This window comes from Povalibacter uvarum, from assembly GCF_014202975.1.
In the GTDB taxonomy this organism is placed as follows: domain Bacteria; phylum Pseudomonadota; class Gammaproteobacteria; order Steroidobacterales; family Steroidobacteraceae; genus Steroidobacter; species Steroidobacter uvarum.
Genome location: NZ_JACHHZ010000004.1, coordinates 499577 through 512616, shown reverse-complemented (window position 1 = coordinate 512616; position 13040 = coordinate 499577). Strand labels below are relative to the sequence as shown.

The 13040-nt window shown below is 62.4% G+C and carries 7 protein-coding genes; all 7 read right to left on the bottom strand.

The window, feature by feature from the left end; all coding sequences use genetic code 11:
* Positions 1-3: 3 nt before the first annotated feature.
* A complete protein-coding gene (locus HNQ60_RS18605; RefSeq protein WP_184334268.1) occupies positions 4-1920 on the bottom strand; it encodes a hypothetical protein in 1917 nt (638 codons plus the stop codon).
* Positions 1921-1930: 10 nt separating this feature from the next.
* Positions 1931-2617: a hypothetical protein gene (locus HNQ60_RS18600; protein ID WP_184334267.1), complete on the bottom strand. Its 687-nt coding sequence runs from the start codon at positions 2615-2617 to the stop codon at positions 1931-1933.
* 48 nt (positions 2618-2665) lie between these two features.
* Positions 2666-4198 (bottom strand): tryptophan halogenase family protein, encoded by a 1533-nt coding sequence (locus HNQ60_RS18595; RefSeq protein WP_184334266.1) that lies wholly within the window; start codon positions 4196-4198, stop codon positions 2666-2668.
* A 5-nt stretch (positions 4199-4203) separates the two neighbouring features.
* Complete coding sequence (locus tag HNQ60_RS18590) at positions 4204-5727, bottom strand: tryptophan halogenase family protein (RefSeq protein ID WP_184334265.1); 1524 nt, start codon at positions 5725-5727, stop codon at positions 4204-4206.
* 5 nt (positions 5728-5732) lie between these two features.
* Positions 5733-7262: a tryptophan halogenase family protein gene (locus HNQ60_RS18585; protein WP_184334264.1), complete on the bottom strand. Its 1530-nt coding sequence runs from the start codon at positions 7260-7262 to the stop codon at positions 5733-5735.
* A 112-nt stretch (positions 7263-7374) separates the two neighbouring features.
* On the bottom strand, positions 7375-10332 hold the full coding sequence (locus tag HNQ60_RS18580) for a TonB-dependent receptor (protein ID WP_184334263.1): 2958 nt from the start codon (positions 10330-10332) through the stop codon (positions 7375-7377).
* A 195-nt stretch (positions 10333-10527) separates the two neighbouring features.
* On the bottom strand, positions 10528-12939 hold the full coding sequence (locus tag HNQ60_RS18575) for a glycoside hydrolase family 95 protein (protein WP_184334262.1): 2412 nt from the start codon (positions 12937-12939) through the stop codon (positions 10528-10530).
* Between the last annotated feature and the right edge of the window lie 101 nt (positions 12940-13040).

Genomic DNA, 13040 nt, shown 5'->3' with positions numbered 1-13040 from the left:
CCTTCACTCCACGGCATACACCCCATAGGAATGCGGCTGCACCGTGACAGCCGCTTCCGAACGACCCGGCACCTTCTGCCGCTGATTCACCGGAATTGCAGTCAATGATTGCACCTCGCCGGTGACCAGATTCCGCAGCCTCATAGCGCCTGCCGCCACCGAGACCTTCGCCTTCGCCTCATCATCCCGGAACGACTGAATGATGAAGGTCTTGTTGTCGTAGGCGAACAGACTGACGCGCTCAGGCGCATCGATGCGAACCGGGAAGTTGTCCTGCAGGTATCCCTTGATGACGGTCACCACCGGCTGCGGGAGGTTGTAGAGATCGCCTGGATTGTCCGGGATGCTCAGGACATAGAGGATTCCGCGCGAGTAGCGATTCATCAGCAGGATCGGAAACCCCTTCGAGTGGGCGACGCCGCGGACCAGCACCCAGGAATCGTTGGTGAAGAAGCGGATCTCCGGAAACACGATCGACGGATTGTCAGCCCGATCATTGAGGCTCGTCCCATTGCCTGCACCGTAGCCGTTCAGGAACTCGCGAATAGCAACGCGACGATCCGTGTGCTCGAGCTCGACGACATCCTCGATCCCTTTGCCATGCAGGGCTCGCAACAGGCCTGAAGTGATCGCCACATTCCTGCCGGCAGCCAGCTGACGCTTCATGCGCTCGACGATCTGCGGATCGTGTTTCGCGCTCTCCGTCAGCAACACGAGATCCGCGCTCTCCGGAAAGACCGGCGTCAGCTCGATCGGGATGCCGATGTTGCCGAGATAGTTGTGGAGGAAGTCTTCGCCGCTCGATTGATACGGTTTGTAGCTTGCGATACCCATGGGTTTGCCGAGCTTGCCGAGAAACGCGTCGACCTGTTCGAGCGAGTAACCGGCGACCCGCCCCCAACCGGGCGCTGCGCCGTTCTTCGACTTGAATGATCCGACCATCTCGTCCCAGCGAAAACTCGTCGGCTTGTTCGCCCAGGTCGAGCGGTGGCCGGGTTCGGCGGCCTTCGGCGACGCCATGTCGGTCCAGTTGAAGAGCGTGATCTCGGGCGCCTTCGCGAACATCGTGTCCCACAACTGCTCGGCGTAGCGATCGATGTATCTCGTGCTGAAGGTGTCGACCCAGCCGCCGCGATTGCCGCCGCTCTTCGCGGCGTCCGGCGAGTAGTCGGGCCGGATATTGTCGAAGTAGCGGAAGGTCAGATAGCTCTGATACTGCTGCAGGAGCTGATCGGTGATGTCCGGGTCGCGCGTTTCGGTACCGGTGTAGACGGCATCGAACATCTTCGCTTCGACATCGAGATCGTAGCCGAGCGCCTGGAAGTGCTCGTACCAGTTCGGATACTTGATGATGACCTTGACCTTGGGGTTCACCGCCTTCGCGGGCTTGATCACCAGGTTCTCGGCAACCTCCCGCATCTTCTCCAGCCGGTACTGCGTCCAGCTGCGCGACCCTTTCGCTGCAATGTTCGCGTCGCTCTTCGTCGTGTAGAAGAAGAAATCGTCGAGCACGATCTCGTCGAAGTGTCGCGCCGTCAGTTCCACCGCGCGCCGGCATTCCTCGCGATCGGCGGCGCTCTCGTAGTCGAACGTCCCGAACTGCCCACCGTGCCCGCCTTTCGCGAGCGTGATACCGCCGGCGACCTTTACACCCTTGCGCTCGAAGAATCGTTTGATCGACGTCAGCGTCTTCTCATCGACGAACAAGCTGTCGCGATAGGTCTCGAGATAAACCTTGTCGAACTTCAGCTGGCTCGCGGCGCGCTCGTACTGTGCCTCCAGTGCCTTCGGGTCGCTGAGCTGCCGTTGTGCGGTGCTGGCCACGATATAAACGGCAACATCGAAGTTTGCATACTGGCCGGCGACGACAGACTGCGCGGACAGCAGCGACAGGATCGCGGCGACGAAATGGCCCTTCATTCTCGTCGACTCACTTCGCCGGCGGCGCTTCGAAATTGAACTCGTGATCTTCGCCGTTGAAGGACACGACGACGCGCAGCGCCTTCTCCTCCTTGCGGCCGAACTTGATCTTGTCCGTGACGACCTGGGCGCCGTCCGCTTTCCCGGGAGGCACCTCGCGTGTCTGCAGAATCCCCGCCTTCAACGCGTCGACCTGCTGCTGAACAGCGGGATCGACAGGACCATCCGTCTCACTTCGTGAGCGCTGCGAAACCGCGCGGCCCACCGCGTCGTTCGCACCTGTGATTCCCGTGACATTGAGCTCACCGCTGTTACTGGTGCTCGTCTGCGGGCGGCTGTAGTTCGAAGCCTGGTGAGCGGAGTCCATGGACTGCGATGCCCTCTGCTCGCCCTTCGCTTCCGCGATCAGCGCATCGAGCGACATCAGCGGCACTTCCTTTCCAGCCGCAGTGAACACGTGCACATCCTCCGCGCGCAACTGAAGCGGCTGGGCAGTCGGATTGAGCGCCACGATCTTGAGCACGAGCCTGCCGCCCGAGAGGACCGGATCGGTCATGATGCTGACGATCCCCTTCTCCTTCGTTGATTTCAGCCCGATCGATGCCGTCTCGCTCGTTGCGGTTGCAGCCAGCAGCGAGGGAGTCATCCACGCCAGCAGTACGGCGCAGGCGAGCCGCGAAATCGTGCAGGTCTTCATCGAAGTTTCCTCATCGGTCGTGATCAACGGTTGCGGGGATGCGGCCGGTCAGGCCAGCGTCGCCCGGCAATTCTGTGCAATGAACTGCGACTGTGCCGGCATCGCCTCGGCCGCTTTGCGGACCGTGATGCGCATCGCTTTGAGATGACGGCGCGCCTCATCGGCATCGATCAGGTCCGCGAGCGGATCGTACGATCGCGGCGTGATGCCTTGTCCGAGCATCACTGCGAGCCAGCTCGATTCCTGGAACAGGTCCTGCCAGGGCGTGACGAGCCGCCCGCCCGAACGAAACTGTTCCATCCGGTAGCTCAGCGACTCGGGAATCTTCATCGTACGCACGTAGTTCCAGAACGGAGTGTCGTCGCGCTCGGTCGCGTGATAGTGCAGCACCAGGAAGTCGAGGATGCGCTCATACTCCGCATCGCCCTGCCGGTTGTACTCCTCGGCCAGCAACGGATCGCAGTGTCGATCGGGGAACAGCCGCAACAGCTTGGTGATGCCCGTCTGGATCAGATGAATGCTCGTGGATTCCAGCGGCTCCAGGAAGCCGCTCGACAGCCCGAGCGCAATGCAGTTGCGATGCCAGAACTTCCGCCGCCGACCCGCCTCGAAGCGCAGTGTTCTCGGCGTTCGCAGCGCTGCGCCGTCGAGATTGTTCATGAGAGTCGCAGTCGCCTGATCCTCCGTGAGGTGCTGGCTGCAATAGACGTATCCCGTGCCGATTCGGTGCTGCAAAGGTATGCGCCATTGCCAGCCCGCCTCGTGCGCCGTCGAGCGCGTGTAGGGCGTCAGCTCGGGCTGACCTTCGCACTGCACTGCGACCGCCCGATCGCAAGGCAACCAGTGCGCCCAGCTCTCGAAACCGCACTTCAGGGCCTGCTCGATGAGCAGGCCGCGAAAACCGCTGCAATCGATGAAGAGATCGCCCTCGAGGCGTTCGCCACCCTCGAGCACGAGCGCCTCGATGAAACCATCCTCCGCTCGCAGCTGCACGTCCGCGATGCGACGGTCGAGACGCACCACACCACGCTGCTCCGCGTATTCCCTGAGAAAAGCAGCGTAGAGACCTGCATCGAAGTGGAAGGCATACGAGTACGTCGACATCACCGAGCGCGGATCGCCACTTGGCCTCGTGAACCGGCCAAGCTCGGCAGCGACAGTGCAAAGCGAATAGTCCGAGAGCGGATGCTCATCGCCGAGGGCACGCAATCGCAGCCAATAGTGATGGAAGTCAGTGGCATCGAGGCTCGCGCCGTGCCGTCCGAAAGGATGGAAGTAGCGGTGGCCGAGCCGGGTCCAGTTGCGGAATTCGATGCCGAGCTTGAACGTTCCCTGCGTTCGTCGCATGAACTCGTTTTCGTCGAGCCCGAGCAGCTGGTTGAACTGGATCAGGATCGGAATCGTCGCCTCGCCGACACCCACCGTACCGATGTCGCTCGATTCGACGAGCACGATCTTCGTGTAGTCGTCGCGAAGAATCCGCGACAGCGCCGCAGCGCACATCCAGCCTGCCGTGCCGCCGCCTGCAATGACGATGCGGCGCAGGCGGCGGTCGGAATCGGGTGACGCTGCGTGTTGCATGCTGGTCAGTTTTTTGGCGGCGCCGCGCGGCAATTTCGTTCGATGAACTCGGGATGCGTCGGCAAGGAATCGGCCGCGGCGCCGATCACGCTACGGATCGCAGCGAGCTGCTGGCGCATCTCATCGACATTGCGTTGATCCACGAGCGGGTCGTAACGCCGTGGGAACACATGCTGGCCGATGTAAACAGCGAGCCAGTTCGATTCACGGAAGAGCTCGTACCCCTCCGATACGAAGCGGCCGTACGCCCGGAAGTGATCCATCTTGTACCGCAGCGTGTCCGGGATCGACATCGACCGGCAATGTCGCCACAACGGCGTGTCGTCGCGCTCGGTGGCGTAGTAATGCAGGATGAGAAAATCACGGATGCGCTCGAACTCGATGCGCGTTCGCTTGTTGTACTCCTCCGCAACGAGCGGATCGCAGTCCCGGTCCGGGAACATTTCCAGCAGCTTCGTGATCGCCGTCTGAATCAGATGAATGCTGGTCGATTCGAGCGGCTCCATGAATCCCGCCGCCAGCCCCACGGCCACGCAGTTCTTGTTCCAGAACTTGCGTCGATGGCCGGCGGTGAACTTCAGCGGCCAGGGATCCTTGATGGGCGCGCCATCGAGATTCTTCAGCAGAGTGTGCGTCGCTTCGTCGTCGCTGACATAGCGGCTGCAATAGACGTAGCCTGTGCCGATGCGATGCTGCAGAGGGATGCGCCATTGCCACCCGGCTTCGCGGGCAGTCGCGCGCGTATAGGGCGTCATCTCACTGCCGTTGTACTCACACTGCGTTGCTACGGCGCGATCGCAAGGCAGCCAGTGGGACCAGTCGTTGTAGCCGCTCTTCAGGGTCTGCTCGATCAGCAATCCGCGGAATCCAGTGCAATCGATGAACAGATCGCCGGCCACGTCCGGTCCGCCGTCGAGCTTCACGCTCTCGATGAATCCGTCTTCCCCCCGGAGCTTGACGTCGATCACCTTGCCTTCGATGCGCTGAACGCCGCGTGCCTCTGCATACTCTCGCAGATACGCCGCGTAGAGCGCAGCATCGAAGTGATACGCATACCCGTATGTCGACAAGGCCGAGCGCGGATCGCTGCGAGGCCGATCGAACTTGCCGCGCTTCGCGGCGACCGCCGCCATGCTGTACTCATCGAGCCTCGTCGTATCGCCGAGACTGCGCAGCTTCAGCCAGTACTGATGCATCGGAATCAGGTCGATGTCGACACCGTACGAGCCGACGAAGGGATGGAAGTACTCGTGACCCAGGTGAGTCCAGTCGACGAAATGAATCGCGAGCTTGAACGTCGCCTGGGTCCTGCGAACGAAATCGGCCTCATCCAGGCCCAGCACGCGGTTGAACATCAGCAAGGGCGGAATCGTCGCTTCACCGACGCCGACAGTACGAATGTCGGGCGATTCGATCAGCCGGATCTCGCACTGGTCGCGACGAAGCACGCGGGACAGCGCAGCGGCGCTCATCCATCCGGCGGTACCGCCGCCGACGATCACGATCCTGCGGATGCTGCGATCTGGCATGGCAACTACGCTCTGGCCGCGGCTGCCGGCCAGTGGCGCGACACGAATTCGCGCAGGGTCGGCATAGCCTCGGCGATCTTCCGTATCCGTTCGCGACGCTGTTGCATGCCGCGCCTGAGCTTCTCGACGTCGATGGCATCGACGATCGGGTCGTAGCGACGCGGGATGATGCCCTGGCCGACGAAGATCGATACCCAACTCGGCTCGAGAAACGATTCTTCGCTCAGCAGCGCGACCCGTCCGCAGCTCCGGAACACGTCGATCTTGTGCTGCAGAGTTTCAGGGATCGGCATGTTCCGCACGTACTGCCACAGAGGCGCGTCATCCCGCTGCGTCGCGTGGTAGTGCAGGATGATGAAATCGCGAATGCGCTCGAATTCGTTCAGCGAGATGCGGTTGTACTCATCGATCATGGCCGGGTCGAAAGTGCGATCCGGGAACATCTCGATCAGCCGTGCGATGCAGGTCTGGATGAGGAGGATGCTGGTCGACTCGAGCGGCTCCATGAACCCGCCCGATAGCCCGACAGCGAGGCAGTTGCGGTTCCAGATCTTCCGCCGATGCCCGGCGACGAAGCGCAGAACACGTGGTTCGATGATCGGCTTCCCGTCCATGTTCACGAGCAGCGTTGCCGCAGCCTCATCGTCGCTGATGTAACGACTGCAATAGACATAGCCGTTGCCTACGCGATGCTGCAACGGGATGCGCCATTGCCAGCCTGCCTTTTGCGCGGTCGAGGCCGTGTAGGGCGTGAAATCCCCACCACTTTGCGATGGCGCGGCGACGGCTCGATCACACGGCAACCAGTTCGACCAGTCGACGTAACCGGTGCGGAGCGCCTCTTCGATGAGCAATCCGCGAAAGCCCGAGCAGTCGATGAAGAAGTCTGCTTCGACGCGCTGCCCGCCCTCGAGCACCAGAGCCTTGATGAAGCCGTCCTCGCCACGCAGCTCGACGTTGACGACCTTGCCTTCGCGCCGGTTCACTCCTCGCGACTGCGCGAATGCCCGCAGATACTGCGCATAGAGACCCGCATCGAAGTGATAGGCGTACTTGTAGGCCGATGCTTCACCGGCATGGTCAGGCGCCGGCGGCACGAAGCGCAGCATCCGCCCGGCAACGGCAGGAAGACAATAATCGTAGATCGATGTTGGATCGCCGAGCTGGCGCAGCTTGAGCCAGTGGTGATGCGGCGAGACGCCTTCGATGCTCGCGCCGAAGTCGCCGAAGAAGTGACTGTGCCTGCTGCCGGGATGAATCCAGTCGCGGAACTCGATGCCGAGCTTGATCGCGCCCTGGGTCTTCGAGATGAAATCGCGCTCGTCGAAACCGAGCACGGCGTTGAGAACGCGGATCGTCGGGACAGTGGCCTCGCCGACCCCGACCGTCGGGATCTGCTCGGACTCGATCAGCTCGATTTCAGTATCGAGCGCACTGCCCGGCACGCGCGCGAAACGCGCCAGCACGGCGGCGGACATCCAGCCGGCCGTGCCTCCGCCGACGATGACAATTCTGCGGATTCGGTTGTCTGACATCGGATCGACATCGTGCCCCAGCGTGCGCAGCGCCGCCACTGCGAACGCGAGAGATATCGCCCTCCCGGCGCCCCAGCTTGAAGCCGGTACGCGCCGGGAGAGCGACCAGGGGTCAGAAGCTCGCGCGAACCGCGAAGGCGATGCGGCGATCCGTGTCCGTCCAGCTGTAGCGCGGATGCAGGTCGCTGCCGCCGACGTCGAGGTAGGTCCTCGAGTTCATCAGGTTCGTGCCCTGCACGCCGACCTTGATGCTCTTCGTCAACGAGTAGAACACCGAGGCATCGAGCTGCCCGTAGTCCTCCATCCACACCGGCCGCTGGATGTTCGCGGCGGACGTGGTCAGCAGATATTCCTCGCGCCAGTTGTAGGCGAGACGCGCCGAGATGCCGTACTTCTCATACATCAGCGCCACGTTGTACGAGTTCTCGGACATGCCCTCGAGCGGCAGTTCCTGATCGGCGGCGCCGATCACCTGCGGAGACTCGAGGATGTTCACGGCCGTGTTCTTGCCGCCGCTGCTGTCGACGAACGTGTAGTTCGCCAGCAGGCCGAAGCCGCCGAGCCAGCCCGGAAGCATGTCGTAGAACTGCTGGTAGGCGATTTCGAAGCCCTTCACCTTGCCCTCGGAACCGTTCATGTTGCGCGAAGTCAGGAAGCTGATCGTCTCGCCGCCCGAGGTGTACTCCTCTTCCTCGTTGCCGATGAAGATGTAGTCCTTGATCTCCTTGTAGAACAGCGCGCCGGTGACGCTGCCACCCGGCGCGAAGTACCACTCGAGGCTCGTGTCGAACTGCGTGGACTTGGTCGGTTCGAGCTGCGGGTTACCGCCCGTCGCCGTCGCCCATCCCTGGGAGTTCGGAACGTAGTTGTCGGTGAAGGTGAAGCTCAACGAAGTGTACGGAACCATCTGCGAGAAGCTCGGACGGTAGATCGCCTTGCCGGCCGCGAAACGCAGCTGCACGTCATCCGTCAGGAAGAAACGCAAATTGAGCGTCGGCAACACGTCGGTGTACGTGTTCGACTCGTCGACCGGCGGCAGCGTGGCGCCTCCGTTCGCGAACGCGTACGCAGCGTTGAACGCAGCGCAATCCTTGCCAGGCAGCGTCGAGGCCGCGCAGCCGGCCGGATCTCCACCCTGCAGAGGAGTGACGGTCATCGCGAGTCCCGCCGCCGTGCTTTCCGTCTTGACGACGCGCACGCCGAAGTTGCCGTCGAAGCGACCGACGAAGCTGTCGTCCTGACCGAAGCGGATCACAGCATAGGCCGCCTGTGTCGTTTCGCCCTGATCGTTCACGCCGCCCGTGACGTTGTCGCCGCCGGGCCTCGCGGTGGAGTAGCTCTGATCCGAGAGCGGCGTCCAGCCCCAGAAGGACGACTGCGTATTGCGCAGCAGGTTGTAGGCGTTCTGGTTGCCGTGACCGACGAGCGCCTTGGTAGGCAGCCAGCCGACGCCGGGCATGTTCACGTCGCCACGGAAGAAGTTGTTGAAGTTCACGAGCTGCGTTGCATCGAGCAGGCCCGGGTTCGTGTTGCTGCCGAAGCCCGGCTCGGTGATGAGCACGATGTTCGGATCGTTCGCCGGGTTCGGCCCCCAGAACTGCTGGCTCAACAGACCCCAGTTCCAGCCGGTCTGACGCGTCGTCGCATCCTTGTCCGTCGCGCGCACGCCGACGCGGAAGGATTTGAGGAACGGGTTGTCGTCGAATGTGTATTCGACGTCGGCCCGGACAGCGACCTCATCCGCTTCGTTGTCTTCCAGGTGGTCCATCGCGGCGGCCCACCAGTAGTTGGCCTTCTCGCTCTGCAGCGGATCGTTCCACTGCATGTACGGTGTGTCGCCGGACAGATCGAAGTCGATGGTGCCGGTCGTGTTGTTGGCACCGGTGTAGGCCGTCATGCTGAGGATGTCCGCGGTCGACTTGACGTACTGCAGGTCGGCGCTCATCGCCCAGTTGTCGTTCGGCGTGTACTTGACGTTGACCGAGTAGTCGCTGGTCTTCTTGTGCTGCTCCGTGTACCGCGAATCGGTCATCACGTGAGCGCTCGGCACCACGCCGCCGATCAGCACACCCTGGTCGTTGTAGACGCTGCGTGCCGGGTCGAACGAAGGCGGGTTGTAGTCGCCCATCGCGTATTCGATATCCGTCGGCTCGGCTTCAGCCTGCAGGGCCTGGAACGAAATCACGGTCTCATCGTTGGGCTGCCATTGCAGCGCGACGTTCGCCGCGGTCCGCTCCTGTTCCCAGTCGATGCGGCGCCAGCCGATGGAATTCGGGATGTAGCGCTCCTGGCCGCCAATCTGCTGGGCCTCGTAACGTCCCGTCTGGATGCTGTCCGTCCGGTTGCCGATGTTGCCGATGCTGTAGGAGAAGAGCGCGCCGATGCGGCCGATGCCCGTATCCCAGGAATCGCTGAACAGGGCATTGCCGGAGAAGAAGCCGTCTTCGAGCAGATCCGCGTAGTTGTAGTCCGCGGAGACCGCGATGATCTGCTGCGATGAATCGAACGGCATGCGCGTGCGCAGGTCGACCGTGCCGCCGATGCCCCCTTCGATCATGTCCGCCGACGGATTCTTGTAGACGTTGATGCCGGAAAGCAGGTCCGCCGATACGTCTTCGAAGCTCAATCCGCGGCCGTTGTTCGCGGAGAAGACATCGCGTCCATTGGTTTCGCTGCGCACCCAGGAAAGGCCGCGGATGAAGACGCCGCCGCCTTCGGAGGCGAGACGCGCGGGATCGCGGTTCTCATTGGTTCGCTGCAGCGTGATGCCAGGAATACGTTGCAGAGCTTCCGACACGCTGCGATCGGGCAGCGCGCCGATGTCTTGCGCTGTCACCGAGTCGACAATTTGTTCGGCTTCCTGCTTGATCTGCTGCGCCGACTCGAGGCTCTGGCGAATGCCGGTGACGATGACTTCTTCCAGACCGTCCTTCGCCTGTGCGCTGGATTGCGCTGAAGCGACGAGCAGGCAGGTGCCTACCGTCAATGAGAGGCCACCGCGCAATGCGCGGCGAACGTCCGTTGCGACGCTGCGTTCTGCAACTCCGATCGATGAAATCCCCACGCCCATGTCGAATCCCCCATGCAAAATTATTCGTGAATCGGGGGAAAAGGCGCAGTAAAGCAACGCCGCTGCAATGCGCCGCGTTCGTCCCCCAAATCGTCGCCACCTGTCCACTCTACGCCGAATCGCAATCCCACGAGGCAGAGGTTGGTGGTAACGCTAACAGCATAACCCCGGTTTCTGGGGAGCGCTAGTCATTTATCAGATTTTTGACCGGTTGACCTCGCAATGGGGGACAGCGGGATCGTTGCGCCGCAGGAGATAGGTTTTTCCAGCCTCGGCGAGGAACGTCCGGCGCTCGTTCCCGCCGGCGAGCGGGACAGAAATGTCCCGCCCCAGGGAGACAAATGTATAGCGATGGACAAAGAGCCCTGAACGCAGGGTTACGGCACCAGCCTTGCCGGTGCGGACCACAGCTTCGGTGAGCTCGCCGCGGCACCACTGCAGATCGACGGTTACATCGCCACGTGCGCGCAAGCCCTGCGCCGCTCCGGATTCCCAGGAGGGCGGCAGCGCAGGCAGCAAGTGAATTTCATCCTGCTGACTCTGCAACAGCATCTCCGCGACGCCGGCCGTGGCTCCGAAATTGCCGTCGATCTGGAACGGTGGATGGTTGTCGAACAGATTCGGCAACGTGCTGCCGCGCAGCTGTTCCCCGAGCAGCTTGTGGGCACGCGCTCCGTCGCGCAGGCGCGCCCAGAAGTTGATCTTCCATGCCTTGCTCCAGCCCGTTCCGCCGTCGCCTCGGGCATCGAGCGACGTCCGCGCTGCGGTTGCAAGCTCCGGTGTCGAGTCGAGCGAGATCTGGCGACCGGGATGCAGCGCGAACAGATGCGACACGTGGCGATGATCATTCGTGCGATCGTCGAGATCCGATTTCCATTCCTGCAGCTGCCCCCACGATCCCACGCGCGTTCCGGGATCGAGCTGCGCCATTGCGCGCTGCACGCGCTGCCCGAACTGCGCCTCGCCGACGCGCGGCGCAGCTTCGATCACATTCGTGAACAGATCGAACACGATCTGCTGCGACATCGCTGCGCCCGCGGTGAACGGCCCCTGCTCCGGGGAATAGCTCGGCGACACCACGAGCTTCGAATCGCGTGGATCGACGTGCAACGCATCGAGCCAGAACTGCGTGGCACCTCTCATCACGGGCCAGGCACGCTCTCGCAGGAATTTTTCATCGCGCGTGTAGCGATAGTGTTCGTAGTAGTGCTGCGCGAGCCACGCGCCCGCTTCGGGCTGCCAGAACGCGGTGGGCCAATCGATGACGCCGGTGAAGCCCCACACATTCGTGTTGAGGAACAGTGTCCAACCACCCGCTCCCACGATCTGCCGCGCGGAGCGCTGGCCCGGTTGCACGAGACTGTCGACGAAATCGAACAGCGGCCCCGTGGTCTCCTCGAGATGCGTGGAGTAGGCAGGCCAGTAGTTCATCTGGAGATTGATGTTCACGTGATAGTCGGCGTTCCAGGGCGGTGTCGTCGACTGGTTCCAAACGCCCTGAAGATTGGCGGGCAGCGATCCTGCGCGCGAAGAAGCAATCAGCAGGTACCGGCCATACTGGAAATACAGCGTTTCCAGCGCGCGGTCAGCGAATGGCTCCGCGGTGCCGTAGCTCACGAGCAACTTCCCCGTCGGCACCGACGGCATCGTTGCGCGCAGATCGAGCTTCATGCGATCGAACAGTTCGCGATGATCTCGCACATGGCGTTCGCGAAGATCGTCCCAGCTGCGCTCCGCAGCGCTATCCAAACGTGCCTTTAGTGCGGGGCCGGGATCAGTGGCGCGATAGTCCGGATAGTGCTGCCGGTAGTTCGTAGCGGCAGCGAGAACGACTTCCGCGCTGTCCGCACCTTTGATGCGTACTTCGTCGCGACCATCGCTGCATCGACCGCCGATGGCACGAACCTGGGCCGCAGCGATGTATTTGAGCGCGTTATCGTGCAACGCGCCCGCGATCTGCAATCGACAGTTGCGCGCACTGACGTTTCGCGAACGATTGTCAGGCACAGCGTAGCGGACGCCGAGATCGATGTGACCTGGCTGATCCGCAGACACACGCATCACGATCACACCGTCAGGGTACGAAGCGAAATACTCGCGCAGGTATTTCACTCCATCGCGCTCGTAGGACACGCGCGCGATCGCGTTCCCCAGATCGAGCTCGCGCCTATAGTTCTTCGCCGGACTCGCAGACTCGGGAAACTCGAGGACCAGCTCGCCGAATGTCTGGTAGTCGCCGTACCCGGTGATCTTGTGCCCTAACTCCTTGGCCACCGCCTCCGCGGGCAACTGAGCCTCGCGATCGATTCGTGCGATCACTTCGGCCGTCGCTTTCGCCATCGATTGCGCGGGAATTCCAGCGTCGTAGCCTCGCTTCGAGCCCGGCCCGCCGGTCCAAAGCGTCTTCTCGTTGAACTGAACCCGCTCTGCTGCCAGGCCGCCCGAGATCATGGCCCCCATCGCCCCGTTGCCGATCGGCAACGCCTCCCGTTCCCAATCGGCTGCGGGAGAGTCGTACCAGAGCACGAGCGGGTCCGATCCCGCTTGCGCGACCGTGGTGATGAGGCCGGCAAGCCCGGTCACGAAGCCGCGACGAATTGTCTTCATCGGCGAATACATTGTTGTCGTCCCGAAATCCCCCCAAGGGCGCGGGCACGGTAGCAGAAGTCCGGATGGACGCGGGAACGCGACTCCCGTCTGTTACTGCA